We start from the raw sequence: 24,102 nt of genomic DNA, 5'->3' as shown, positions 1-24,102 counted from the left end.
CGCCACGGCCCGAGCGGCGGCCCCGCACCGTGCAGGAGCAGGGACGGCGCGGCCGCGACCGACCGCCCCGCTCCCCTACCGCTTCAGGTTCGTCAGCTCCTGCAGCACCTCGTCCGAGGTCGTGATGATCCGCGCGTTCGCCTGGAAGCCGCGCTGCGCCACGATCAGGTTCGTGAACTCCTGCGACAGGTCCACGTTCGACATCTCGAGGGTGCCCGAGGCGAGCTGTCCCACACCCGGGTCGCCGGGTGCGCCGACGGTGGCCTGGCCGGAGTTCGCGGTCGCGCGGTACCCGGATGCGCCGGTCTTCTCGAGGCCGGCCGGGTTCGCGAAGGTGGCGAGGGCGATGCGGCCGATCGCCAGCGAGGACCCGTTGGAGAACGACCCGACGACGGTGCCGTCCTTCGAGATCGAGTACCCCTGCAGGGAGCCGGCCGCGCTGCCGTTCTGCTCCGAGATCGACGCGGTGTCGAGCGACGCGTAGCCGGTCGTCTTCGAGACGTCGACGGTGATCCCGCCGACGGTGACGGGGCCACCGCTGGCGAGCGACCCGTCGGTGTTGAACGTCAGCGTCGTCGCCGGGCCGAGCGTCCCGCCGTCGATGCGGCCCTGGACGCTCCACTGCGTCGCCGAGGTCTTCGTGTAGGTCAGCGTGAGGGAGCGCTTCTCGCCGTCCGGGCCGTAGACGGTGGCCTCGCGGACCTTCTGGGCGTCGACGGCGGTCTCGGACGGCAGATTGCCCGTGACCCCGGCCGTCGTGGTCCGCACCGCGGGTGCTGCGGCGTCGATGGGCAGCCGGATGTCGGTCAGGCCACCACCCTCGTTGACCACACCGTTCGTGGCCGAGTAGCCCTGCACGATCTTGCCGTCGGCGGTGACGAGGCGACCGTCGGCGTCGAAGTCGAACGCGCCGGCGCGGGAGTAGACGGTGTCGTTGCCGAGGCGGGTGACGAAGAACCCGTCGCCGGAGATCATCAGGTCGGTGGCCTTGCCGGTGGCCTGTGCGGAGCCCTGCGCGAAGTTGGTGGAGACGCCGGCGACCTGCACGCCGAGGCCGATCTGCGCGGGATTCGTGCCGCCGAGGCCGGTCTGCGGTCCTCCGGCGCCCTGGGTCATCTGCGACAGGGTGTCCTGGAAGACGGTGGTCGACGACTTGAAGCCGACGGTGTTGACGTTGGCGATGTTGTTGCCGGTGACGTCGAGCATCTGCTGGTGCGAACGGAGACCGGAGATGCCGGAGTAGAGGGAGCGGAGCATGGTGCGACCTTTCGTGGAAGGAAGACTCGTGGAGGGAAGACTCGTGGAGGGAGGACGAACAGGAGGGGGACGAGGAGCGCGGCCGCGGGTCAGGCGGCCTTGATACCGGAGATCACGTCGAGGTCGACCTCCTTCCCGTTCACGGTCACGGTCGGCACGCTGTTCGCGTACGACACGGCGGTGGCGGTGCCCGAGACCGCGGTCCCGGTGCTCGCGTCGGTGTAGCTGACCTGCTTCCCGACGAGGTTCGCGGCGGCGATCCGCATCTGCAGGGAGAAGTTCTCGTTCGCCGTCGTGGTCTGGTTGGTGATCTGCTCCATCGTCGCGAGCTGCGTCTGCTGGCTGATCATCTGGTTGGTGTCCATCGGCGAGGACGGGTCCTGGTTCCGGAGCTGCGTGACGAGCAGCTTCATGAACACCTCCGAGTCCATCGTCTGGGACTTCTTCGCACCGGCGGTCTGGGCGATCGCCGCTGCCTGCGTGGCAGCGTCCACCGAGCCGGTGATGCCGTCGAGGGGCATGGTGTGGTCTCCTTCTCGTGTCCGCGTCAGGCGAGGACGTCGAGTCCGACGGATCGGACGGTGGTGGGCCGGGTGGTGACCGGCGCGGTCGGGGTGGGGCGGGCCTCCAGGCCGACTCCCGGGCGCAGCACCGTCGGTGCCGGCCGGTCGTCGCGACCGGGCTGCGCGCCCGGGTGGTTCTGGGAGGACAGGTCGAGGGTCGTGGTGGTCCCGCTGCCGGCAGCGTCACGGCGGAGGTCGGGCAGCACCTGCCGGACCGCGTCGCGGCCGGCGTCCGACGCGGCGAAGAGCTCGACGTGCATCCCGTGCGCGGTCACGTGCGCGCGGACCGTGACGGGACCGAGCGCGTCGGGCGTGACCTGCACCGTGACGACGTGGTCGCCGGGACCGGCCTGCGCGAGCGTGAACACCGGGCGCGCGAGCTGCTGTGCGAGGGGCGCCGGGGCGTTCGCCGTCGCCGCGCCCGGCGCGGTGGGGAGCCCGGTCGTCGCGGGTGCGGGGACCGCGAACGGCGTCTCGCCACTGCGCGGGGCGGTCACGGCCTGGAGGCTCGGATCACCCTGGCCGCCCGTCCGCCGGTCCGACCCGTCGTCGCCCCGGGCCCCGGTGGCCGGTCCGGTCTGCACGACCGGGGCGGCGGCGGTCGCCGTGCTCGCCGTGCCGGTGTCGGCAGGGCGACCGGCCTGCGGCGCCGACGACACGCTGGTCGCTGCCGTGGGGCCGGCGGCCTCGGCCGCGGCGTCCGTCGTCGCGAGCGGGCTGCTCGCCGTCGTGGTGGGAAGGGTCGTGGCGGTCAGGGTCGCGGTGGCCCCGGTCGTGGTGGTCCCGGCAGTGGTGGTCTCGGTCGTCGTGCTCGCGGACGCGGTCACGGCGACGGCTGTCGCGGCTCCGGGAGCGGCGGAGCTCGACGCCCCGTCCACCGCGACGGGTCCGAGGACCGACGGGGCCGCGACGGTCGAGCCGGTCGCCGCAGAGGTGGCGGTCGTCGAGGGCGCGCCGGGTGCACCGGTCGTCGACGGCGTGGTCGCGAGGACGGGCGTCGTTCCCGCGGACACGTCGGACACGTCGCCTTCGAGCGGCGCCGCAGCGGGACGGACCACGGCGGGCTGTGCCGCACCGGGCCGGGGAGCGCCGGACGTTCCTGCAGGTCGAGCGGTCGTGGACGGCACGGCGCCGACCTGCGGTCCGGTGGAGCGCGCAACGGCGGGTCCGGAGCCGGCAACCGGTGCCGGCGTAGCGATCCCGGCCGCCGCTGCGCGGTCCGCGGTGCTGGCAGGACCGGCGGTCCCGCGCGTTTCTGTGACTCCGAGCGGGTCGGAGGCCCCGGTCGGTCGTGCATTGCCGGCCGAGGGCGCGACACCGTCCGTCCCCGCGGTCCCGACCTGGGGCGACACCGCATCGTCCGACACGGCGGCGGCGCTGGCCGACGGGACCGCGACGAGGGCGGTGGGCACCGGCACGATGCCGAGCAGCGTCGGGTCGGTGGCGGGGACAGCGGCCGTCGTGTCCGCGGTGGTCGTGTCCGCGGTGTTCGGGGCAGCGGCGGTCGTGTCCGCGGTGTTCGGGGCAGCGGCGGTCGAGGCCGGAGCGCCCGTGGCGGGGGCACCCGAGGCGGCGGCCGTCCCGGACGGCGCACCGGTGACGCCCGCGGGCCCCACCGACGCGCCGCCCGACGTGCTCGACGCGGCCGGCGCGAGCACCGCGGCGAGGGCGGCGCCGAACGGCAGCGCCGAGGTCGTCGACCCGGCGGTCGCAGCGCTCCCCGGTGCGGCGGGGGCCGGGGAGAGGGTCGTCGTGCTCACGGTGCTCATGCAGCACTCCCCCGCATCGCCGACAGGAGTGCCGCGGTCTGCAGGTCGGTGACCGACTGCGCCGCACCCGCTGCGGAGACCGAGCGGGTCGCCGCAGGAGCCGCGGCCTCGCTCGGCACGATGCGGCGGATCGTCGCGATGTCGGAGTCCTTGTACCAGTTGTCCACGATCCGGACGTCCTTGCCGGGTCGGGGTGCGTGCAGCACCTTGCCGTCACCGACGTAGATCACGATGTGCTGCTCGCCCTTCGGGATGATGAGGTCGCCCGGCTTCGCGTCCTTGAGCGACCCGACGGGCACCCCCATGTCCGCCTGGTCGGGCACCACGCGTGGCATCGTCACCCCGAGGTCCTTGAACACCGTCTGCACGAGCCCGGAGCAGTCCATGCCGGACCGGGTCGTCCCGCCGAACACGTAGGGCACGCCGAGGTACTTCTTCGCGTCCTCGACCACGTCGGACCCCGTGGCGCCGCTGCCGGTCGCCAGGGTGCCGCGGCCCGCGTCGACCGAGGTGGCCGGCGTGCGGGACGCCCCGTCGGCAGCAGCGGTGCCGGCGGCGCCGGCGCTCGTCGACGTCCCGGTCGCGGTCGCCAGGGCGTCGGCGAACGCGCCGGTCGTGGCCTCGTTCGAGGCGGAGCCGCCCGCGGAGGCGGTGGTACCGCCGCGCAGGGCGTCGATCTGGGTGCGGATCTCGGCGATCCGGGAGAGCACGGCGTCGACGCTCATCGGGCACCACCTTCCGTGCGGCGTCGTGCCGCGATCTCGTCGAGGGCGTCCTGCTCGGCGCGCAGGCCGGCGGCGGCCTGCTCGCGGTCGTGGTGGCCCTGGAGCTTCTCGAGGCCGAGCGCGGCACGGCGGGCGGCGGAGTACGCGGTCCGGGCGGCATCGGCATCGGCACGACGGGTGCGTGCGACGGCGTCGAGCTCCTCGAGCATCCCCCGGGTCGAGGCCCGCGCGGCCGCGAGCGCGCTCAGCGTCGCGGCGTCCGTGACGAGCTGCTCCTGCTCGCGGTCCGCCAGGTTCCGCCGCGCGGCGATGCGGGCGTCGGCGGCGTCGCGGACACGGTCGTTCGCGGCGGCCAGAGTGGCGGCGGCGCGGTCCTGCTCGGCGTGCCGCAGGCGCAGCAGTCCGGCGAGGGGGAAGCGTCGGGCCATCAGGCGGACACCCCCAGTCGGGCGACGAGGGCGTCGAGGGCTCGCCAGGACGTCCCGGCGTCCGCGCGGTCGTCCATCCCCTGTCGGAGGAACGCGTCGATCGCGTCCTGGTGGGTGACCGCTGCGTCGACGAGCGGGTTCGTGCCGGGCTGGTAGGCGCCGACGTCGAGCAGGTCCTGCGCGTTCCGGCGGGCCGCCATCACCTTCCGGAGCGCGGTGGCCGCAGCGCGCTGCCACGGCTCGGTGACCTTCGAGGCGACGCGGGACACCGACCCGAGCGCGTCGACGGACGGGAAGTGCCCGGTCACGGCGAGCTTCCGGTCGAGCACGACGTGCCCGTCGAGGATGCTCCTGGCGCTGTCCGCGATCGGCTCGTTGTGGTCGTCGCCGTCCACGAGCACGGTGTAGAGCCCGGTGATGCTGCCGACCCGGTCGGTGCCCGCGCGCTCGAGGAGCCCGGCGAGCACCGAGAAGGTCGACGGCGGGTAGCCCCGGGTCGCGGGCGGCTCGCCCACGGACAGTCCGATCTCGCGCTGCGCCATCGCGACGCGGGTGAGCGAGTCCATCATGAGCACGACGTCCTGCCCGGCGTCGCGGAACGACTCCGCGATCCGGGTGGCGACGAACGCCGCGCGCAGGCGCATCAGGGCCGGCTCGTCGGACGTCGAGACCACGACGATCGAGCGGGCGAGGCCCTCGGGCCCGAGGTCGTCCTCGAGGAACTCCCGGACCTCGCGGCCGCGCTCCCCCACCAGGGCGATGACGTTGACGGCTGCGTCGCTCCCGCGCGCGATCATCGACAGCAGCGAGGACTTGCCGACGCCGGAGCCGGCGAACAGGCCCATGCGCTGTCCACGACCCACGGTCGTCAGGGTGTCGAGCACACGGACGCCGAGCTGCATCGGCGCGTCGATCCGCGTGCGCGCCATGGCGTTCGGCGTCGCGTGGTCGAGCGGCACCCAGCCGTCGGTGTCGAGCGGACCACGGTCGTCGATCGGCCGTCCGAGCCCGTCGAGCACCCGGCCGAACAGCCCTGCGCCGGTCGGCACCAGCACGGGACGGCCGGTCGGGCGGACCGGGGTGCCCGCGCTCACCGCGACGAGGCGTCCGAGCGGCATGCAGCGCACACCGGTTGGATCGGTGGCGACGACCTCGACGGGGGTCTGCGGACCGCCCTCGGCGCCGACGGTCAGGACGTCGCCGATCCGGGCCTCGACCCCGGCGACGGTCAGCCCGAGGCCCACCGCGCTCGTGACGAGGCCCACGCGCTGCGGCGCGGCGAGGGCGATCGCCTCGTCGAACCCACGGGGACGGAGGAGGATCGCGGTCACCGGGACGCCTCCGGCCGGTCGGCGGAGCGGCCCAGCGCCGCGCGCGCACGGTCGAGCGCTGCGCCGATGCGGAGGTCGAGCAGCCCGTCCGGCAGGTCCACGACGGCGTCGCCGTCGAGCAGCGCCACGTCCGGCACGACCGGGACCGGCAGCGCGAGGTCGGCGACGCGGGCTGCGTCGGCGGGGCTGAGCCGGACGGCCACCGCGACGGTGGCGTCGACCGAGGCGAGCGCCCGACGGACGGTCGCCTCCGCACCGGTGGTGGGGCGTACCTCCTGGCCGTCGCCCTCGCCGGTCGCGTCGTCCTGGCGCCCGGAACGCACCACGTGTCCGACGACGGCCTCGGCCAGGTCGAGCGCAGCGTCGACCAGGGACTCCTCGGCGTCGGCCAGCACCGGCACGACCTGGGAGAGCATCGCGTTCGTGGCCGCGTCGAGCACCTGGACACGGCGGACGGTCTCGGCCTGGAGCGCCGCGAGTCGCGTTGCGTGCTCGGCCTCGAGCCGGGCGTGCAGCGCAGCGGTCTCGGCCTGGGCGGCACGGAGGCCCGCGGCGTAGCCCGCGGCGTGGCCGCGCACGTCGGCGGCCGCTGCGAGGTCGCGGGTCGTCGCGCTCCCGAGCACGGGGAACGCGACGCGCTGCACGGTGGTGTCAGTCAACGAGCTCGTCCTCCTCGGCGCGGTGGACGGTTATCGTGCCCTCGGCCTCCAGCTCGCGGACGGAGCGGACCACCTCGGCGCGCGCCTCCTCGACCTGCGAGACGCGCACGGGGCCCATGGCCTGCAGCTCGTCGTCCAGCAGCTCGCGGTTGCGCTCGGACACGTTCGCGCGGATCGTCTCGACGACCGGCGTCGGCGCACCCTTCATGGCGGTCGCGAGGAGCTTCGAGTCGATGCCGCGGAGCACCTGCTGGATGTCGCGCGACTCGAGCTTGACGATGTCCTCGAACGTGAGCATCCGCGAGCGGATGTCCTCCGCGAGCTCCGGGTCGCGCGCCTCGAGGCCGTCGAGCACGGCCTTCTCGGTGGCGACGTCCGAGCGGTTGATGATCTCGACCAGGGGCGCGATGCCGCCGACGACCTCGACGCTCTCGCGCGGCGAGACCACGGCACCGGCGCGCTGGCGGAGGACGCCGGCGACGATCCCGACGGCCTCGGGGGTCGCCGTGCCCATCGTCGCGAAGGCCTGGGCGACGTCGGTGCGGACACGGTCGTCGACCCCGGCGAGCACCGCGCTCGCCTGCCCGGGCTGCAGGTGCGCGAGCACGAGGGCGATGGTCTGGGGCAGCTCGCCCTCGAGCAGGCTGACGACCTGGCCGGGTTCGGCGTCGTCGAGGAACTCGAACGACTGCCCGGCGAGGTTCGAGGCCAGCCGGTCCATCACGCCCGCGGCGCGTTCGGACCCGAACGACGCCTCGAGCAGCCCGAGCGCGGCGTCCTTGCCGCCGCGCTTCTGCACGCGGCCGCGCTGCGTGATGCGGTGGAACTCGCTCATCGTGCGGTCCACGACGGAGTCGTCCACGCGGCGCATCCGGACGATCTCGGCGCTGATCTCCTCGGCCTCGAGCTCGGTGAACTGCTTCATCACCTCGGCCGCGCGCTCGGTCTCCATCTGCATGAGGATGAGCGCGACCTTCTGCGCGCCGGTCAGGGCGCGGTCGGTGGTGCCCCCGCCGGCGGGGACCGGGACGAGCGCGCTCACACCGGCGACCGGTCGTCGAGGAGCCCGCGGAGCAGGTCGGCGGTGCGCTTCGGGTCGCGCTCGGCCAGCGCGGAGATCTCCTGCCGGCGACGCTCGGCGCTGATCTCGTCCGTCGTCAGCACCTCGGTCGGGGCGTCGTCGTGGGGCAGCGTCTGCAGCGCGACCGTCTGCGGCTCGACGGCCGGGATCGCCAGGTCGTCGGTACCGAGGGGCAGTTCGAACGTCTCACCGGCGAAGGCGTCGAGCTCACCGACGTCGACGGCCTCGCGCGACTGACGGCGGGCACGGCGGGCCAGCACGATCGCGAGCACGATCGCGGCGGCGAGGACGGCGACGACGATGCCGGCGGTGCGGATGGCCGACCACATGGCCTGCTGCTGCTCGGCCTGCTGCTGCTCCTCGAGGGCCTTGGCGGCGTCCTTCGCCGCGGAGTCGTCGAAGTCCATCATCGCGACGCGGACCTGGTCGCCCCGGGCGTTGTCGGCTCCGGCGGCGGCGGACACCAGGTCGTTGATGCTCTGCAGGTTCGCGTTCTGCACCGAGTCGGCGCGCGAGTTCAGGGCGACCGAGATGGTCTGCCGCTCGACACCACCGGCGGGGATCTGCGTCGTCTCGGTGGTCTTGTCGACGGCGTTGTTCTTCGTCGCCGACTCGTTCTTGTAGCCGTCGTCACCGGCGGCCGTGCCGTTCGTGGTGGTGCCGCCGGCGGTCCCGTTCGGCACCGCGATGTTGTCCGGACCGAGGACGCCGGTCGCACCGGCGCCCGCACCGGACCCGGAGCCGTACTCCTCCGTCGAGCTGGACTCGTTGAGGGCGACTGCACCGCCCTTCGGCTGTGCGAAGCTCTCCGACGTCCGGGTGCCCGACTGCTGGTTCATCGTCGCCGAGACCACGACGCTCGCGTTGCCCGGTCCGAGCGTGGTGTCGAGCAGGTCCTGGATCTTCTTCCGGGTGGCCGCGTCGTAGTCGGCCGCCTGGTCGGCGCCGCTGCCGGTCGCTCCGGTACCGACCGCGGAGAGGGTCTGGCCCTTCTGGTCCACGACGGAGACGTCGGTGGGCTGCATCCCCTCGACCGCGGCGCTCGTCAGGTGCACGATCGACTGCACCTGGTCCGTGGTGAGCTGCGCGCCGTTCTCGGTCGCGACGAACACCGACGCCGTCGGGTCCTTCTCCTCGGACACGAAGACGGTCTTCTCGGGGATGGCGAGCTGCACGGTGGCGGCCTTCACGCCGTCCATCGACGAGATCGTCTTCGCCAGCTCGCCCTCGATCGCCCGCTTGTAGGTGACGTCCTGCTGGAACTCCGAGCTCGTCACGCCCATCTTGTCGAGCAGCGAGTAGCCGCCCTCGTTCGACGACGGCAGGTTGTTCGACGCCGCCTTGAGCCGCTCCGAGTACACCTTGTCCTGCGGCACGAGGATCGTCGCGCCGCCGTCGGTCAGCTGGTACGGCACGCCGTCGGTCGTCAGCTGGTCGGTGATCGAGCTCGCGTCGGCTGCGGCCAGTCCGGTGAAGAGCGGCGCGTAGGACGCCTTGCCGAGCCAGCTGGCGAGGGCGATCCCGCCGAGCACGAGTGCGGCGACGCCGATCAGCGCGATGGTGCGCTGCGCGGCGGAGAAGCCCTTCACGTAGGCGACGAGCCGCCCCCACGTGTTCTGCATCGCGGCGGGCATCAGGCCTGCATCCGCATGATCTCGTTGAACGCGTCGACGCCCTTGTTGCGGACGGCTGCGACGAGCTCGAGGGTGACCTGGGCACGGGTGGACGCGATGGTGGCGTCGTGGATGTCGTCGAGGTTGCCCGTGACGGCCTTGAGCGCCAGGGTCTTCGAGTCGCTCTGCAGCTGCTGGAGCCCGTCGACCGCGTTGCCGAGGCTCGCGGCGAAGCCGTCGCCGCCGGTGGTCGGCTGGACCGCGCCGGCGCCCGCGGCACCGCCGAGCGCTCCGGCACCGGTCGCGGCGTCCGTGGCGCCGGCGAACGCACGGGTCATCGCGTTGGTGGTCACACCGTTCAGTGCGTCGATGGGCATCAGTTCTTCCCGATCTGCAGTGCCGCCTCGTAGGCGGTCTTGGCACGGTCGACCACGGCGGCGTTCGCCTGGTACCCGCGCTGGGCCATGATGAGGTCCGCCATCTGCGTGCCGAGGTCGATGTCCGGCATGCGGACGTAGCCCTCCGCGTTCGCGAGCGGGTTGTCCGGGTCGTAGGTCACGCGTCCGGCGGCGCTGCCGAACGCCGCCCCCTTGACGTAGGCGCCCGACGTGCCGGCGCCCTCCTGGACCTCGACGTAGCGGGCCTGGAACGCGGAGTCGTCCATCGAGCGGACCGTGTTGACGTTGGCGATGTTGTCCGAGATCGCGTCGAGCCACTTCCGGTGCACGGTCATGCCGGTGCTCGCGATGCCGATCGCGTCGAAGGTCGTCACGAGTTCGTCCGCATCGCGGCGCGGAGGGCCGTCGCCTCGCCGCCGACCGCCTGGGTGGCGAACTGGTAGCGCAGGACCGTGTCCACGTTCGACAGGGTCTCCTGGTCGAGGTTGACGTTGTTGCCGATCTCGTTCGTCGGCTCGAGGCTGCGCGCGGTGGTCGCGGTCGCGTGCCCGTCACCGTGCACGATCGACTGCGCGAGGGCGTCCTCGAAGCGCACCTTCTCGGCGTGGTAGTTCGGCGTGTTGATGTTCGCGACGTTGTTCGCGATGGTGCGCTGTCGCAGCGACAGCCCGTCGAGCGCGCTCTGCAGCGCGACGCTCGTCACGGAATCGAACACGGGTGGCCCGTCCCCTCGGTGTGCGACGTCGTGCGACGTCGCCGATTGGCGGTGGCCGATCCGTGGCCGAACGAGTGAGCGATCCGTGCTCGGAGGGCGCTGTCGGCGGCGGCGCTGGGGACGTTAGGGCTCGCCCCGAACGGGGGGCGGGGGCTGGCTGCGGCGGCGGAGCTCGTCGAACACTCGTCGCGTGCTCCGCTGTGGTGCGACGAAGCCGCTGTCGTCCGACGACGCATCTGTCGTCCCGGCCCGAGGTGCGCGACGGCCCACGACCGACACGACGGAACCGCTGTCGTGCGACGACGCATCTGTCGTCGTGCTCGCTCGAGCAGGTGCGCCTCAGGCGGAGGCGTCCAGGTACACGGAGCCGCGCGGCTCGTCCGTCGCCGCGACCTGACGGAGCGCGCCGAGGTGCTCCAGGGTCTGCCGCCGCTCGGTCTCGAGCGTCGACATCCGGTCGCGCTGCGCGGCCAGCAGCCGGGAGGCACGACCCACCAGCGCGCGCGGCACCGGTCCGAGCGTGGTCGGGACGACCCACGGGGTCGCGTCGAGGACGATCGCTGCGGTGCCGTCCGTGGTCGCGTCGATCGTGGTCAGCTCGTGCTCGAGGGCGTCGAGCACCGCGGCCCACGCACCGTCGGCGGTCTCAGCGGCGGGGGTGGGGTGCGGGTCAGGCGACACCGAGCGCTCCCCCGGTGCCGACCTGCGGCGCCTGGGTCGTCGGGAGGGCCGCGGCGGCCTCGTGCCACGACTGGCGCAGCGGCTCCAGGATCCGGATGCAGTCGCGCGTCGCCTGCACGTCGCGGTGCACGTTCGCGGTGATCAACGACGTCGACGCGTAGTTGTAGATCGCGAGGAGCCCCTCGCCGCCGTCCCACACGTCGATGCGGAGCGTCGACGACAGCTCGCCGACGATGGCCTGGGCGTGCAGCAGCTGCTCGCGCGCGGCCTCCCAGTCGGACGTCGTCTGCGCGGCTTCGGCGCGGTGCAGGTCGAGGAGCAGCCGGTCGTAGAGCATCGTGACGAGCTGTGCGGGTGTCGCCGAGAGCACGGCCTCGTTCGTGTACTGCGCTCGGCGCTGGTCGGTCACCGTGCGGGGCTGTGCGGCCTGACGGAAGGCGGCGGACTGCAGGTCGAAGGCGTTCATGGTCGTTCCCGTCAACTCGTCGACGTCGATGCCAGCTGGCTGGAGAGCCACGCCGACTGGGACTGGAGCTTGCTGAGGCTGGTCTCGAGGGCGGAGTACTGCGCCTGCAGCGTCGCCCGTCGTGCGGTGAGGCGGTCCGACCAGTTGTCGATCTGCGTCGTCAGGTCCTTCGCGACCGACTGCTGCCCGGTGATCGAGGTCGTGATCGACCCCGTGTACTTGTCCGACGCGGCCGTCGCCGCGGCGCCGACGTTCGTCGCGACGCCGGACAGCATGGCCTGGGTGCCCTGCGGGTCGTCCGCCAGGGCCTTCTGGAAGACCGCGGCGTCGAAGCTGAAGGTGCCGTCCTTCTGGATGACGATGCCGATGGACGACGGCGACTTCCCGTTCACCGGCGTCGACATCGTCGTGGTGAGGCGCTGCACCGCGTCGCGGGTCGTGCCGTCCCCGGTCAGGACCCCGGCCTTCGTCGACGTGGTGCCGGTGGTCGGACTCGTGGTGCTCGTCACCGCCGTGTTCGTGGCGTAGTACGAGGTGATCGCGTTGAGCGCGTCGACGAGTCCGGACGCGACGGCCTGGGCCTTCGTGGTGTCCTGCGCGACCGTGACGGTCACCGGGTCGGTCGTGGTCTGCGTGACCGTGACGTCGAGCCCCGGCAGCAGGTCGTCGAACGTGTTCGTGGCGCTCGTGACCGTCTGTGCGGCGGCGGTCCCCGCCCAGAGTGTGACGCTCGCGTCCTTGCCCTGGGTGACGACGGCGGCCCCCGGCTGGGTGAAGACGTTCGTCGCGGTACCGGCCATCACGTCGTCGGACGAGCCGCGGTAGAGCGTGAAGGAGGCCGCTGCGCCGGTCTTCGTCGCGCTGAGCTGCAGGCGGTAGAGCTTCGTGCCGTCGGCGTCGGTCCCGGCCGCGACCTTCGTCGCGGTCACACCGGCGCCGGCCTTGTTGATCGCGGTGACCGCGTCGTCGAGCGATCCCGAGGCCGGTGTGACGGTGGTCTTCTTCCCGTCGGCACCGACGAGCGTGAGCGGCTCGGCTGCGGACGCCCAGGTCGACATCGCGGCGGTGACGCCGACGTGTGCCGCCGCGGTCGACCCGACCTGGAAGCTGACGGAGCCGGCCGAGGCCGTGGCGTCGGTCGCGACGGTGACCCCGGTGGACGAGCTCTTCGCGGCGTACACGTCGAGCGACGTGGCCTTGGCGGCGTCGCCGGCCTTCGTCGCGAGCGTCTGCACGAGCGAGTTGATCGTCTGCAGCGACGACACGAACGAGTTGGTGTCGGTGAGCTTGTTCTTGAGCAGGGTCTGCGGGACCTGCTCGATGGTCATCAGTGAGTTGATCAGGTCGGAGGTCTTGAGACCGCTGACCAGACCGTCGATCGCGAGACTGTTGCCCGAGACGGACGACGTCGACATCGCGGGGCTCCCTGTCGTCGGGGGTGGTCGTGGGTGTGGTGACGCCGCCGTCCGGAGGACTCGAACTCCTCCGGACGACGGCGTCGGTGGTGCTAGCGGAGGAGCGAGAGCACGCCCTGGGTGCTCTGGTTCGCCTGCGCGAGCATCGAGGTGCCGGCCTGGCTCAGGATGTTGTCGCGGGTGTACTTGACCATCTCCTGCGCCATGTCGACGTCGGTGATGCGCGAACCAGCAGCGGTCAGGTTCTCCTTGGCCACGTTCGTCACGTTGATGGCGTGGTCGAGGCGGTTCTGGATCGCACCGATGTTGGAGCGAGCCGCGGAGACGTAGGCGATCTTCTCGTCGATCGTGCTGATGGCCGCCTGAGCCTGCGCCGCGGAACCGAACTGCAGGCCGCCAGCCGAAGCCGTCGTCGCGCCCGAGAGACCGTCGCCGCTCACCGTCACGGCGCTGCCGTCCTTCGCGGTGATCGTCAGCTTGCCGTCGACCGCAGCCGCGGTGTACTTCGCCGAGATCTTGTCGTCGGCGTTGAGGGCGGTGGCGAGGTCCGAGGCGTCCGCGTAGGTGGCGTCGGCAGCGACCGCGAAGGTCTCGGACCCGATCGTGAGCGACTTGCCCTTGATCGCGTCCGTGTCGACCGTCGCAGTCGTGGTCGACTTCGACTTCAGGTCAGCAGCGAGCGTCGAGACGTTCGACTTCGAGAGGTCGATCGTGATCTGGCTGCTCGTGTTGCCGTCCGCGCCGACCTGGAAGGTCAGCTTGCCGTCCTTGCCGGTACCCGCCGAGCCGTCCAGCAGCTTGATGCCGTTGAAGTTCGACGAGTCCGAGATACGGGTGAGCTCGTTGGTGAGCTCGTCGACCTCGGTCTTGATCGCCGTGCGCGACGTCTCGTTGTTCGAGTCGTTACCCGCCTGGACGGCGAGGTCGCGCATGCGCTGGAGGATCGAGTGGGTCTCGGTGAGGCCACCTTCAGCGGTCTGCACGACGGAGATGCCGTCCTGCGCGTTGCGGGCGGCGACCGTGAGGCCACCGACCTGCGACTTGAGTCCCTCGGAGATCGTCAGGCCCGAAGCGTCGTCGGCAGCACGGTTGATGCGGAGACCGGTCGAGAGCTTCTCGAGGGACTTCGACAGGTCGTTCTGCGTCGCGTTGAGGTTCCGGTACGTGTTGAGTGCCGAGAGGTTGGTGTTGATGGACATACCCATGGTGGTTTCCTCCGTGAATCCTTGGGTGGTGGTGTCTGCCCGTCCATGGGCTGACATCCGTGACTCTCGGCAGGTCCGCCGAGGTCGTTAGGTGTCGGCGAGGAAATCTCCTCGCCGAAGATCAGCTGGCTGCGACGACCGTCGGCGTCGACGCGTCCTGCACGGCGCGGGCGACCCCGGCGGCGGCGTTCGCCGCGACCCGCGCCAGGTACGCACTGCGCCGCGCGGCGGTCGTGCGCGACACCGGCTCGACCGCGGTGCCGTCGCCGTAGTGCTCGGCGAGGCCGTCCCGCAGGAGCCGCATCGCCTCGGACCGCTGCTGCGACACCGCGGAGTGCGTGATCCCGAGCTCGGCCGCGACCTCGGTGACCGAGCGGTCGCCGAAGTAGACGTTCTCGACGACGTAGCGCATCCGGTCGGGCAGCGCGGCGACGGCGGCGCGCAGGTAGCGGCGCTTCTCGGCCTCGAGCAGGTCCTCACCGGGCAGCGGGTCCTCGGACGCGATGACGTCGTGCACGGTCTCGTCGATCGTGCCGACCGTCCGTGCGGCGTCGGACATGGCGTCAGCGGCGGTCTGGCGGTCGACGCCCATCGCGTCGGCGATCTCCTGCACGCCGACCGAGCGACCGAGTCGGGCGGACAGGGCCTCCTGCGTCGCGAGGGTCTCGCGGATGCGCTTCCGGGTGCCGCGCGACGCCCAGTCGGACGAGCGCATGTCGTCCGCGAGCGCACCGGTGATCCGGGTACGGGCGTAGGCGCCGAAGGGCACGCCGAGCTCCGGGTCGAAGGCCTCGGCGGCGGCGACGAGTGCGAGCGAGCCCACGGCAGCCAGGTCGTCACGGTCGAGGTGGGTGGCCCGCGCACGGACGTCCGACACGATGTAGCCGACGAGCGGCAGGTGCTCCACGATCATCGCGTTGCGTGCGTTCCGGTCCATTGGCTTCCCCTGGTCGACGTGCTGACTGACCCGTCCGTGGGCGCGACGGACACCGGCCCTCGGGAGGCCGGTGCGGTCGACGAAGAACCACCCGGTTCCCTCCGGGCGGTGCACCCGCGCCCCTGCGACGCGGTGCGGGAGTGTCCCCCGCGGTGCGGTTCGAATGTATCGGCTGGGAAGTCACCGGTGCAGGCTGTGAACGTCCCCAGTGCGGGGGGACGCGGGGTTCCAGCGGTCCGCACTTCAGCGGACAAACCGGCACGAACCGCCGGTTCTGTCCCCCGGTCTGGGTGACGGTGCGTCTCCCGGGAGCGCAGGCCGGGAGGCGCGGCACCGCTCCGCCGAGCAGCGCCGGCCCGTCTCGTGCTCGCTTCCACCGCCGCGGTCCGCTTACGACCGTGCGACCGGCGTCGATAGTCCCCGCTGTCCACCGGAAGGCGGACCGGCACGACCCGCTGGTCGCCGACACCGATCCCGAACCGGGAGGAGCCATGAGCGTGAACGACCTGTCCGCCGTCCTCTGGCGCGAGCGCGAACTGCTCGAACTGCTCACGTTCAAGCTCGAGGAGGAGCAGCTCCTGCTCGCCGCCGGGCGCTCCCGCTGGGTGTCGCACGCCAGCCGCGAGGTCGAGCAGGTCCTCGAACGGCTCCGCAGCACCGGGCTCGAGCGCGCCGCGTCGAGTGCCGCCGTCGCCGAGGAGTGGGGTGTCGACCCCGACGCTCCCCTGCGCGACGTGGTCGCCGCCGCGCCGAACGGCCCCTGGGGCGAGATCCTCGCGACGCACCTCGCCGCGATGGTCGAGCTGACGACGCACATCGGCGCGCTCCGCGACGAGAACGACCGCTTCCTCCGGACGGCTGCCCAGGCCACCGAGGAGACCCTCGCCGGCTCGGTCGGCGACGCGTCCACGTACGACGCCTCGGGCAGCTCCGGCTCCCGTCCCGACGCCGCACGCCTGTTCGAGGGGACCCTGTAGCACCGTGGTGAGCACCTTCGGATCCCTCGCGACCGCCTACTCCGGCCTGACCGCGGCACGCGCCGGCATCGACGTCACCGGGCAGAACATCGCCAACGCCGGCACCGCCGGGTACACGCGCCAGCGCGTCACGCAGTCGTCGGTCCCCGCCGTGCAGACCGGTTTCGTGCACGGCACCGCTGCCCTCGCCGGGCAGGGCGTCTCCGTCGACGGCATCGCACGCCTCGGCTCCCTGACGCTCGACGCCGGCCTCCGCGCGGCGACCGGCTCGTCGGCCTGGGCACAGACCCGCGCGACCGGGCTCTCGGCGATCGAGGACGGCCTGCACGAGCCCGGGAAGAACGGCCTGTCGGCACAGCTCGACGTCTTCTGGTCCGCGTGGGGCGACCTCGCCGCGCACCCCGACGACGCGGGCGCCGCCTCGTCCGTGATCGCCGCCGCGACCACCGTCGCGACCGCCCTCGCCACCGGCTCGAAGGCGCTCGACACGCAGTGGACGACGGTTCGTTCGACCGCCGCGACCCAGGTCGACCAGCTCAACGACGCGGCGGAGCAGGTCGCCGGGCTGAACGTGCAGATCCGGTCGGCCCTCGCCGCCGGTGGCAGCGCGAACGAACTGCAGGACCAGCGCGACCGGCTCACGCAGCAGATCGCGGGACTCGCCGGCGGCACGGTCCGGACGAACACCGACGGCACCGTCGACGTCCTCCTCGGCGGCAACCCGCTCGTGCAGGGCGACACCGTCCGGACCGTCGCGCTCGAGGGCGGCGCGCGTCTGGGCGACGGCGCTGCCGTGTCCCTCCGCTGGACCTCGGGCAGTGCCGGCTCGGTGGCGCTCGACGGCGGCTCGATCGGTGGCGCGCTCGCACTCCTCGCCCCCGCTGCCGGCGGCACGGGTGGCGCCATCGCCGAGGCGTCAGCCGCGTACGACCGAGTCGCGACCCGACTCGCCGAGACCGTGAACACCGAGCACGCGAAGGGCACCACGCCCTCGGGTGCCACCGGAGCGCCGTTCTTCGCCCTCGCCGCGGGCACCCCGGCCGCGCAGGGCCTCTCGGTCGTCCCGACCGACGGCGACGGGTTGGCGACGCGGAACGCGGCGGGACAACTCGACGACTCGTTCGCCGACACGCTCTCGCGACTCGGCACGGTCGCCGGGGGTGCGGACAGCACCTGGGCGAGCTTCGTGGCGGGGGTGGGCAGCGCCTCCCGGACGGCCTCGTCGGAGGCGACGCTCACCGGACTCGCCCTCACCAGCGCGCGCACGCACCAGCAGTCGGGCGCCGGCGTGGACCTCGACGAGGAGAACGTCAACCTGCTCAGCTACCAGCACGCCTACCAGGGCGCAGCGCGCGTCCTCACCGCGGTCGACGAGATGCTCGACACGCTCATCAACCGCGTCGGACTCGTCGGGAGGGGCTGACCGTGATCACCCGTGTGACCACCCAGATGTCGATCACGGCCGCGACGGAGCGGCTGCAGGCGAACGCCGCCCGCGTCGCCGACGCCACGCAGCGCGCCACCACGCTGCAGGCGATCGCGAAGCCGTCGGACGACCCGGTCGGCACCGGCTCGTCGATGCAGGTGCGGAAGGAGCAGGCCGCCGCCGCGCAGTACACGCGCAACGCGAACGACGCGGTGGGCTGGCTCGCGACGACCGACAGTGCCCTGTCCGGCGCCCACGCGGTGCTGACGACGGTGCGGGACCTGACCGTGCAGGCCGCGAACTCCGGTGTGATGGACGACACCGCCCGCGACGCGTTCATCACGCAGTTCCGGGCGCTCAAGGCCGACCTCGAGTCCGCCGCCAACACGACCTACGGCACGCGGTCGGTCTTCGCCGGCTCCTCGACCGAGGCGACCGCCTACACGAGCGCCGACGGCTTCGCCGCTGCGACCACCGCGGTGTCCCGACGCGTCGGCGACGCCCAGACCGTGCGGGTCGACACCCCGGGGGCTGCGGCGTTCGGCTCCGGCGCGACGTCGGCCTTCGCGGTGATCGACGGCATCGTCGCCGACCTGCAGAACGGTGTGAACGTGAACCCGAAGCTCAACGACGTCGACGCGGCGTTCGGCACCCTCCGTGCGGCGCAGGCCGACGTGGGTGTGCGGCACGCGGCGGCACTGGGGGCGCAGGACGCGCTGAAGACCTCGTCCGTCGCGCTGGAGACCCGTCGCGCCGGCATCGAGGACCTCGACCTCGCCGGTGCGGTCCTCGACCTGCAGGTGCAGCAGACCACGTACCAGGCAGCCCTCGCCGTCACCGCGAAGGTCCTGCAGCCGACCCTGATGGACTACCTCCGATGAGCATCGACCTGACCTTCCCCACGCCGCCGTTCGGGCTGTCGCCGGCACCCGTGTTCACCCTGGAGCCCGTCGAGGGCGCCGAGGGGCTCTTCGCCCTGCACGGCGACGACGCGCGGCTGTTCCTGCTCGACGCCGCGGTGCACCTGCCCGACTACGCGCCCGAGCTCACCGACGAGCAGGCGGCCCTGATCGGCCTGACCGACCCCGCCGACGCGATGCTCCTCGTGGTCGCCAACCCGGGGGCGTCCGGCACGACAGTGAACCTGCTCGCGCCGGTCGTCGTGCACGCGCGCACGGCCGTCGGCGCCCAGTTCATCCTCGAGGACCAGGACCTGCCGCTGCGCGCGGAGCTCGCGCGGCGGTAGCGCGCCGGGGCCCTGGCGCACGCTGCGGGCGCGGGGAGCGGGGCTGGCTGGCTGGCGCTGTCGTACGACTCACCCGCTGTCGTACGACAACGGATTCGTCGTACTTCTCGCGAGACCGCGGCCCCTCGCGGCTGACACGACAGATCCGCTGTCGTACGACATCAACGTTGTCGCACTGCTTGCGCAACGGCGGCGTCTCGCGGCCGGCGCGACAGATGCACTGTCGTACAACATGGACGTTGTCGCACTCCTCGCCGCCATCTCTCCTGCACAGCCGGGAGGCGCGGCTCACCGTCCCCAGTTCGGCCAACTGCCGTCGTCGATGCCGATCCAGAGCACGAGGCTTGCGGGCATGCACGAACGAGTCCTCGCCGTCCCCCTCATCCACACGAGCTGTTTCCCCTCCGCCGAGCGCCGTGCGCTCCAACGTCGCGCACAGCGCGGCGACCTGCGGAGGATCCGCCCCGGTGTCCTCGTCGACCCAGGAACGGTCGTCGGTCTCCTGCCGGAGGAACACCACCTGCTGCTGGTCCGCGCCACTGCACACCGCATCCGTCCGCCGACACTGTTGGCGCACCGCAGCGCCGTCCTCGCCCACGGACTCCCCCTCGTCTCCGCCCTGCCGGATCGAGTGGAACTCCGCGACCCGCGGCGTTCTCGCGTGGAGACGACGACGTACCAGCGAGTCCGGCCAACCGTCGCGCGTGCGCCCCGCGGCCGATGGGAGGGGACGCCGCCATACACCCCCTCCAGGTTCGGAGGGCTCACGGTCGAACCGCTCGTCGACGTCCTGGTGGACATGGCCGTGACCGAACCGCTCGGCGCAGTGCTCCCGGCCGTCGACGCGGCGTTGCACGATCGCCGTGTGCTCCCGGAGATGCTGGCGGAGGCGGCCGACACGGTCACCGTTGCACGTGACAAGGCGGCGGCGGCGCTCGGGATGGGGTCGGCGTTGTCCGACTCTCCGGCGGAGTCGGTGTGCCGGGTGCGCTTCCGACTGCTCGGGACGCCGGAGCCCGTCCAGCAGCACGTCTTCAGCCGCGCGGGAGACCGGACGGCAGTCGTCGACTTCTGGTTCCCGGACCAGGGCGTCGTCGTCGAGGTCGACGGGCGGGCGAAGTACGGCGACGGTGCGGACGCCGCCGCCGCACACTGGCAGGAGAAGCAGCGCGAGGACTTCATCCGGTCGTTCCCCGAGGTCCGCACGGTCGTCCGGGTCGTCTGGGCCGACCTGATGGAACCCGAGCGCTTGCGCGCGAAGCTCCTCCGAGCGGGTGTGCCGTGCCGGTGACGACGACCTGCACGACCACCGAGCCGGCGCGCGCGGCGTCCTGCGAGTGCGGAGCTCCCACCGCGTCGGCGTACGTTCTGCGTCATGGCCCGACAGCACAACGACGGGGCGATCGTGCCGATGCCGCCCGCCCCGGTCCAGTCCGACACCCGCGACGACCGCACCCCCACACCCGAGAATCCCACGGGGTGGACCAAGATGCTCGACCGCGTCATCGCCGTGCAGCGTCCCGTGGTGGTCGCGCACGTGAACGCCGTGCGGCGTCGCCACCCGGATGCGAGCCCCGCCGAGGTCATCCAGATCCTCGAGCGGCAGTACCTCACAGCGGTGACCACGGGTGGCGCTGCCGTGGGAGCGAGTGCGGTGATCCCCGGTGTCGGCATGGCAGCGGCGCTCGGCCTCAGCGGTGCCGAGACGGTCGGCTTCCTCGAAGCCACGGCACTCTTCGCGCAGTCGGTGACCGAGGTGCACGGCATCGCCCTCGAGGATCCGGAACGCTCGCGCACCCTCGTGATGGCCCTCATCCTCGGCGCTCCGGGGACGCAACTCGTCAAGCAGCTCGCCGGTCAGGCCACCGGGGGCCAGGCACGCTCGGCGTTCTGGGGCGAGATGGTGACCGCCTCCCTGCCGAAGCAGGTGGTGAGCGGCATCGGTGGCAAGGTCCGCGACCAGTTCATCAAGCGCTTCGCAGCGCGGCAGGGCGCCTCGGTCCTCGGCCGTGCGCTGCCGTTCGGCATCGGCGCGGCCGTCGGCGGCCTGGGCAACCACGCACTCGGCAAGAAGGTCGTCCAGGCGTCCCGCGAGGGCTTCGGACTGCCACCGCGGCACTTCCCCGTCGTCCTCGAGACGAAGCCGACCAAGCCGACGAAGGAGCGCGGCCGTGGGGCGAAGGATCGAGCGGCCGGCGACGGACGAACGGACGAGAAGGAACGTCGAGCGCTGCCGTGGCGCCGGAAGGAGCGAGACGACGAGGACCTCTGGGCGGACACGCCGCACCGTGACCCCCAGCACGACCGCGAGGTACCCGACGGGCGCGGCGAGCGCGGCTGACGTCGCACGGCTGACGGCGCGCGGCTGACGGACGGGAGGCGCGGTGCCAGCGTGCACCGCGCCTCCCGTCCGTGCGCGGTCCGCGTCCGTCGACGGTCAGCGTCCATCGACAGGCAACGTCCGACGTCCGACGTCCGACGTCGGGCGTCCGTCGACTGATGACGCCCGTCGACGGGCCGCCTCCGTCAGCGCGTCACCGGGTCACGACCGCCGCTTCGGCGTCCGCACCACCTGCCCGGCGTGCGCGAAGCCCCCGCCGAAGCCGAACAGCAGCGCCAGGGTGTCCTCCGGCAGCTCCCCGCGGTGCCACGCCTTCGACAGCCCGAGCGGCACGCTCGCGGCCGAGGTGTTCCCGGACTCGACCACGTCCCGCACGACGTACTTGTCCCCGCCGCCGAGTGCCTCGGCCAGGGGCTCGATGATGCGGAGGTTCGCCTGGTGGAAAGCGAGGACGCCGATGTCGTCGAGCGTCACTCCGGCTGCGTCGACGACCGCGCGGGCGTGTCCCTCGGCCTCCGTGATCGCCCAGCGGTAGATCGACCGACCCTGCTGCGTGAAGTACTCGGGGTCGCGCGTGACCAGCACGGCCTCGTTGAGGTGCGGCACGCTTCCCCACGACACGGGTCCGATCTCCGCGGTGTCGGCAGCACCGATCACCACGGCTCCGGCACCGTCGCCGACGAGCACGCAGGTCGAGCGATCCGTCCAGTCGGCGATGCTGGACAGGGTCTCGGACCCGATCACGAGGGCGGTGTCCGAGGCGCCGACGCGGATCGACTGGTCGGCGAGGGCCATCGCGTACTCGAAGCCGCTGCACGCCGTGTTGATGTCGATGGGTGCCGGACCGTTCGCCATCCCGAGCGCCGCGACGACCCGTCCGGCCGTGTACGGCGACCGCTCGCGGTGCGTGGTCGAGGCGACGATCACGAGCCCGATGTCGGAGGGCTCGAGACCGGCGTCGGCGACGGCCATCCGACCGGCCTCGATCGCCATCGACACGACGCTGTCGTCAGGGCCCGCGATCCGGCGGGTCCTGATGCCGGTGCGGGTGGTGATCCACTCGTCGTTCGTGTCGACCATCGTCGACAGTTCGTCGTTGGTGAGGACCCGGTCGGGTTGGTGGTGGCCGAAGCCGAGGATCCGGCTGCCACGGAGTGCTGGCGTGTTCACCCGCGGCACGCTACTCCCCTCGGTCCACGGCGCATGCCGGGCGGAGCATGCACGAACGAGTCGACAGCCGGTCGGGACGCCGCGCAACCGCAGCCGTCGCCGGCGCGGTCACCCCCACGCGACCGTCGCCGGTCCGGTCACCGCCGCGCCGCTGCCGTCGCCCGGTCGTTCGCCCGCTTGATCGCCTGGACGAGTTCGTCCTTGTCCATCTTCGAGCGGCCGCTGACGTCGAGGCGCTTCGCGACCTCCATCAGGTGCGCCTTCGAGGCGTTCGCGTCGACGCCGCCCTGGGTCTCCCCGGAGCCGCGCGTGCCCTCCGCGCCGGAGTCCGACGGACCGGAGGAGTCCTTCTCCTCCCAGTGGTCGCCGACCTTCTCGTACTCGTGCTTGACGGCGGCGTAGGCGGTGCGGTGTGCGCGCTCTCCCGGACCGTACGTCTCGTTCGCCGAGTCGAGCGTCTCGGCGAAGATGTCCTGCGCGTGCTCCGGCGACCGCTGCAGGGTGCTGGGGATCTCGTCCTTCGCGGGCATGGTGCGTCCTTCCGTGTGGGGTCCATCGGCCGCGCTCCGTGGAGGACGGCTCGTCCCGTTCTACGCCGGGCGCATGACCGGCACCCGCAGGGCCTGGTTCGCACACCCGCACCCGCGTAGACCGGAGGCATGGACTACACACACCTCGGACGGACAGGGCTGTCGGTGTCACGAGCGGTGCTCGGCACGATGAACTTCGGACCGGAGACCAGCGAGGACGACTCGCACGCGATCATGGACCGGGCGCACGAGCTCGGCGTGAACTTCTTCGACACCGCCAACGGCTACGGCGGCTCGGTGGGCAAGGGTGCCACCGAGGAGATCATCGGCCGCTGGTTCGCGAAGGGCGGCGGTCGACGCGAGAAGACCGTCCTCGCGACGAAGGTCTACGGCGAGATGACCGACTGGCCGAACGGCGGCAAGCTGAGCGCGCTGAACATCCGGCAGTCGCTCGACGCGAGCCTCCGTCGGCTGCAGACCGACCACGTCGACCTGTACCAGTTCCACCACGTCGACCGGGCGACCCCGTGGGACGAGATCTGGCAGGCGATCGACGTCGCCGTGCAGCAGGGCAAGGTGCTCTACGTCGGCTCGTCGAACTTCGCCGGGTGGCACATCGCGCAGGCGCAGGAGGCAGCCGTACGCCGGGGCAGCCTCGGCCTGGTGAGCGAGCAGTCGATCTACAACCTCGTCGTGCGCGACGTCGAGCGCGAGGTCCTGCCCGCCGCCCGTGAGTACGGCCTCGGGATCATCCCGTGGTCGCCGTTGCAGGGCGGACTGCTCGGCGGGGTCATCGAGAAGACCGAGAACGGCTCCCGCCGCCTGTCCGGCCGCAGCGCGGAGTACGTCGAGGGACACCGCGACCAGCTCACCGCGTACGAGTCGCTCGCGAAGGAGCTCGGTCACACCCCGGGCGAGCTGGCCCTGGCGTGGCTGCTGCACCAGCCCGGTGTGACGGCGCCGATCACCGGCCCGCGCACGATGGAGCAGTGGGAGTCCGCGGTGCGCGCCGTCGACATCCGACTCGACCAGCGCGCCCTCGACCGGCTCGACGAGATCTTCCCGGGCCACGACACCTCGCCGGAGGACTACGCCTGGTGACCTGACAGAACGGCGCACCACGCGCCGTGGTCGCGACCACCGGACGGGAGGCGCGGTGCGGGTCCGCC

General features: G+C 72.4%; 26 protein-coding genes. 7 read left to right on the top strand and 19 right to left on the bottom strand.

Annotation, left to right across the window (positions count from 1 at the left end; genetic code table 11):
* Positions 1-75 precede the first annotated feature (75 nt).
* The 17 genes from ACIQFY_RS01725 to ACIQFY_RS01645 all read right to left on the bottom strand — a co-directional run bounded on the left by ACIQFY_RS01725 (position 76) and on the right by ACIQFY_RS01645 (position 15,243).
* Positions 76-1,257: a flagellar hook protein FlgE gene (locus tag ACIQFY_RS01725; protein WP_251155431.1), complete on the bottom strand. Its 1,182-nt coding sequence runs from the start codon at positions 1,255-1,257 to the stop codon at positions 76-78.
* An 89-nt stretch (positions 1,258-1,346) separates the two neighbouring features.
* Positions 1,347-1,778 (bottom strand): flagellar hook assembly protein FlgD, encoded by a 432-nt coding sequence (locus tag ACIQFY_RS01720; protein WP_251155430.1) that lies wholly within the window; start codon positions 1,776-1,778, stop codon positions 1,347-1,349.
* A 26-nt stretch (positions 1,779-1,804) separates the two neighbouring features.
* Positions 1,805-3,589 carry a flagellar hook-length control protein FliK gene (locus tag ACIQFY_RS01715; RefSeq protein WP_400338030.1) on the bottom strand — a complete coding sequence of 595 codons (1,785 nt, stop codon included), beginning with the start codon at positions 3,587-3,589 and terminating at the stop codon, positions 1,805-1,807.
* Positions 3,586-4,314: a C40 family peptidase gene (locus ACIQFY_RS01710; protein WP_251160269.1), complete on the bottom strand. Its 729-nt coding sequence runs from the start codon at positions 4,312-4,314 to the stop codon at positions 3,586-3,588. Before ACIQFY_RS01710 ends, ACIQFY_RS01715 begins: the two co-directional genes overlap by 4 nt.
* On the bottom strand, positions 4,311-4,742 hold the full coding sequence (locus ACIQFY_RS01705) for a flagellar export protein FliJ (protein ID WP_400338028.1): 432 nt from the start codon (positions 4,740-4,742) through the stop codon (positions 4,311-4,313). Before ACIQFY_RS01705 ends, ACIQFY_RS01710 begins: the two co-directional genes overlap by 4 nt.
* Positions 4,742-6,073 carry a FliI/YscN family ATPase gene (locus ACIQFY_RS01700; RefSeq protein ID WP_400338026.1) on the bottom strand — a complete coding sequence of 444 codons (1,332 nt, stop codon included), beginning with the start codon at positions 6,071-6,073 and terminating at the stop codon, positions 4,742-4,744. The genes ACIQFY_RS01705 and ACIQFY_RS01700 overlap by 1 nt, the downstream gene beginning before the upstream one ends.
* Positions 6,070-6,732, bottom strand: coding sequence for a hypothetical protein (locus tag ACIQFY_RS01695; protein ID WP_400338025.1), 663 nt, complete (start codon positions 6,730-6,732; stop codon positions 6,070-6,072). Before ACIQFY_RS01695 ends, ACIQFY_RS01700 begins: the two co-directional genes overlap by 4 nt.
* Positions 6,725-7,774, bottom strand: a complete 1,050-nt coding sequence (gene fliG, locus ACIQFY_RS01690; RefSeq protein WP_081984829.1) for a flagellar motor switch protein FliG — start codon at positions 7,772-7,774, stop codon at positions 6,725-6,727. Before fliG ends, ACIQFY_RS01695 begins: the two co-directional genes overlap by 8 nt.
* Positions 7,771-9,447 (bottom strand): flagellar basal-body MS-ring/collar protein FliF, encoded by a 1,677-nt coding sequence (gene fliF / locus ACIQFY_RS01685; protein ID WP_066654109.1) that lies wholly within the window; start codon positions 9,445-9,447, stop codon positions 7,771-7,773. The genes fliG and fliF overlap by 4 nt, the downstream gene beginning before the upstream one ends.
* The gene (gene fliE, locus ACIQFY_RS01680) at positions 9,447-9,764 is read right to left on the bottom strand and encodes a flagellar hook-basal body complex protein FliE (RefSeq protein WP_400338389.1); all 318 of its coding nucleotides are present in this window, start codon (positions 9,762-9,764) and stop codon (positions 9,447-9,449) included. The genes fliF and fliE overlap by 1 nt, the downstream gene beginning before the upstream one ends.
* A 38-nt stretch (positions 9,765-9,802) precedes the next feature.
* Positions 9,803-10,198: a flagellar basal body rod protein FlgC gene (locus ACIQFY_RS01675; RefSeq protein WP_224442989.1), complete on the bottom strand. Its 396-nt coding sequence runs from the start codon at positions 10,196-10,198 to the stop codon at positions 9,803-9,805.
* Positions 10,195-10,539 (bottom strand): flagellar basal body protein, encoded by a 345-nt coding sequence (locus ACIQFY_RS01670; protein ID WP_066654107.1) that lies wholly within the window; start codon positions 10,537-10,539, stop codon positions 10,195-10,197. Before ACIQFY_RS01670 ends, ACIQFY_RS01675 begins: the two co-directional genes overlap by 4 nt.
* 339 nt (positions 10,540-10,878) lie before the next feature.
* Positions 10,879-11,220 carry a hypothetical protein gene (locus tag ACIQFY_RS01665; protein WP_066654105.1) on the bottom strand — a complete coding sequence of 114 codons (342 nt, stop codon included), beginning with the start codon at positions 11,218-11,220 and terminating at the stop codon, positions 10,879-10,881.
* A complete protein-coding gene (gene fliS / locus ACIQFY_RS01660) occupies positions 11,210-11,686 on the bottom strand; it encodes a flagellar export chaperone FliS (RefSeq protein ID WP_235426581.1) in 477 nt (158 codons plus the stop codon). Before fliS ends, ACIQFY_RS01665 begins: the two co-directional genes overlap by 11 nt.
* Before the next feature lie 11 nt (positions 11,687-11,697).
* A complete protein-coding gene (gene fliD, locus ACIQFY_RS01655; protein WP_400338022.1) occupies positions 11,698-13,101 on the bottom strand; it encodes a flagellar filament capping protein FliD in 1,404 nt (467 codons plus the stop codon).
* 92 nt (positions 13,102-13,193) lie between these two features.
* Complete coding sequence (locus ACIQFY_RS01650; RefSeq protein WP_400338021.1) at positions 13,194-14,306, bottom strand: flagellin; 1,113 nt, start codon at positions 14,304-14,306, stop codon at positions 13,194-13,196.
* Positions 14,307-14,427: 121 nt separating this feature from the next.
* Positions 14,428-15,243: a sigma-70 family RNA polymerase sigma factor gene (locus tag ACIQFY_RS01645; protein WP_400338019.1), complete on the bottom strand. Its 816-nt coding sequence runs from the start codon at positions 15,241-15,243 to the stop codon at positions 14,428-14,430.
* A 491-nt stretch (positions 15,244-15,734) separates the two neighbouring features.
* On the opposite strand from ACIQFY_RS01645, the gene ACIQFY_RS01640 reads away from it, so the two are divergent.
* The 6 genes from ACIQFY_RS01640 (at position 15,735) to ACIQFY_RS01615 (ending at position 21,233) form a co-directional block, all read left to right on the top strand.
* The gene (locus tag ACIQFY_RS01640) at positions 15,735-16,220 is read left to right on the top strand and encodes a flagellar protein FlgN (protein ID WP_400338017.1); all 486 of its coding nucleotides are present in this window, start codon (positions 15,735-15,737) and stop codon (positions 16,218-16,220) included.
* A gap of 7 nt (positions 16,221-16,227) precedes the next feature.
* Positions 16,228-17,643, top strand: coding sequence for a flagellar hook-associated protein FlgK (gene flgK, locus ACIQFY_RS01635; RefSeq protein WP_400338015.1), 1,416 nt, complete (start codon positions 16,228-16,230; stop codon positions 17,641-17,643).
* Between the two features lie 2 nt (positions 17,644-17,645).
* Complete coding sequence (locus ACIQFY_RS01630) at positions 17,646-18,527, top strand: flagellin (RefSeq protein ID WP_066654097.1); 882 nt, start codon at positions 17,646-17,648, stop codon at positions 18,525-18,527.
* Positions 18,524-18,892 carry a flagellar assembly protein FliW gene (fliW, locus tag ACIQFY_RS01625; protein ID WP_209682800.1) on the top strand — a complete coding sequence of 123 codons (369 nt, stop codon included), beginning with the start codon at positions 18,524-18,526 and terminating at the stop codon, positions 18,890-18,892. Before ACIQFY_RS01630 ends, fliW begins: the two co-directional genes overlap by 4 nt.
* Before the next feature lie 799 nt (positions 18,893-19,691).
* On the top strand, positions 19,692-20,183 hold the full coding sequence (locus ACIQFY_RS01620; RefSeq protein WP_400338012.1) for a hypothetical protein: 492 nt from the start codon (positions 19,692-19,694) through the stop codon (positions 20,181-20,183).
* A gap of 84 nt (positions 20,184-20,267) precedes the next feature.
* The gene (locus tag ACIQFY_RS01615; RefSeq protein WP_400338010.1) at positions 20,268-21,233 is read left to right on the top strand and encodes a hypothetical protein; all 966 of its coding nucleotides are present in this window, start codon (positions 20,268-20,270) and stop codon (positions 21,231-21,233) included.
* A gap of 201 nt (positions 21,234-21,434) precedes the next feature.
* On the opposite strand, the gene ACIQFY_RS01610 is transcribed toward ACIQFY_RS01615, so the two are convergent.
* Together ACIQFY_RS01610 and ACIQFY_RS01605 are read right to left on the bottom strand one after the other, a co-directional pair.
* Positions 21,435-22,403, bottom strand: a complete 969-nt coding sequence (locus ACIQFY_RS01610; RefSeq protein ID WP_400338008.1) for a beta-ketoacyl-ACP synthase 3 — start codon at positions 22,401-22,403, stop codon at positions 21,435-21,437.
* A 137-nt stretch (positions 22,404-22,540) separates the two neighbouring features.
* Positions 22,541-22,933, bottom strand: a complete 393-nt coding sequence (locus ACIQFY_RS01605) for a ChaB family protein (protein WP_209682807.1) — start codon at positions 22,931-22,933, stop codon at positions 22,541-22,543.
* 129 nt (positions 22,934-23,062) lie between these two features.
* Between ACIQFY_RS01605 and ACIQFY_RS01600 the strand changes: the two genes are divergently transcribed.
* Entirely contained in the window at positions 23,063-24,034 is a 972-nt protein-coding gene (locus ACIQFY_RS01600; RefSeq protein ID WP_326496548.1) for an aldo/keto reductase, read from the top strand.
* The last annotated feature ends 68 nt before the right edge of the window (positions 24,035-24,102 follow it).

Source organism: Curtobacterium sp. NPDC092190 (genome assembly GCF_044755625.1).
Lineage (GTDB): Bacteria > Actinomycetota > Actinomycetes > Actinomycetales > Microbacteriaceae > Curtobacterium.
This window is presented reverse-complemented; position numbering and strand designations above follow the sequence as displayed.

Coding starts and splice junctions, on each gene's coding strand:
- ACIQFY_RS01715 (WP_400338030.1), bottom strand. CDS start 3,589: ATGAGCACCGTGAGCACGACGACCCTCTCCCCGGCCCCCGCCGCACCG.
- ACIQFY_RS01640 (WP_400338017.1), top strand. CDS start 15,735: ATGAGCGTGAACGACCTGTCCGCCGTCCTCTGGCGCGAGCGCGAACTG.
- ACIQFY_RS01645 (WP_400338019.1), bottom strand. CDS start 15,243: ATGGACCGGAACGCACGCAACGCGATGATCGTGGAGCACCTGCCGCTC.
- fliE (WP_400338389.1), bottom strand. CDS start 9,764: ATGACCCGTGCGTTCGCCGGCGCCACGGACGCCGCGACCGGTGCCGGA.
- ACIQFY_RS01725 (WP_251155431.1), bottom strand. CDS start 1,257: ATGCTCCGCTCCCTCTACTCCGGCATCTCCGGTCTCCGTTCGCACCAG.
- ACIQFY_RS01600 (WP_326496548.1), top strand. CDS start 23,063: ATGGACTACACACACCTCGGACGGACAGGGCTGTCGGTGTCACGAGCG.
- fliW (WP_209682800.1), top strand. CDS start 18,524: ATGAGCATCGACCTGACCTTCCCCACGCCGCCGTTCGGGCTGTCGCCG.
- fliS (WP_235426581.1), bottom strand. CDS start 11,686: ATGAACGCCTTCGACCTGCAGTCCGCCGCCTTCCGTCAGGCCGCACAG.
- ACIQFY_RS01705 (WP_400338028.1), bottom strand. CDS start 4,742: ATGGCCCGACGCTTCCCCCTCGCCGGACTGCTGCGCCTGCGGCACGCC.
- fliF (WP_066654109.1), bottom strand. CDS start 9,447: ATGCCCGCCGCGATGCAGAACACGTGGGGGCGGCTCGTCGCCTACGTG.
- ACIQFY_RS01650 (WP_400338021.1), bottom strand. CDS start 14,306: ATGGGTATGTCCATCAACACCAACCTCTCGGCACTCAACACGTACCGG.
- ACIQFY_RS01720 (WP_251155430.1), bottom strand. CDS start 1,778: ATGCCCCTCGACGGCATCACCGGCTCGGTGGACGCTGCCACGCAGGCA.
- ACIQFY_RS01615 (WP_400338010.1), top strand. CDS start 20,268: ATGGCCCGACAGCACAACGACGGGGCGATCGTGCCGATGCCGCCCGCC.
- ACIQFY_RS01605 (WP_209682807.1), bottom strand. CDS start 22,933: ATGCCCGCGAAGGACGAGATCCCCAGCACCCTGCAGCGGTCGCCGGAG.
- fliD (WP_400338022.1), bottom strand. CDS start 13,101: ATGTCGACGTCGTCCGTCTCGGGCAACAGTCTCGCGATCGACGGTCTG.
- ACIQFY_RS01620 (WP_400338012.1), top strand. CDS start 19,692: ATGGCCGTGACCGAACCGCTCGGCGCAGTGCTCCCGGCCGTCGACGCG.
- ACIQFY_RS01710 (WP_251160269.1), bottom strand. CDS start 4,314: ATGAGCGTCGACGCCGTGCTCTCCCGGATCGCCGAGATCCGCACCCAG.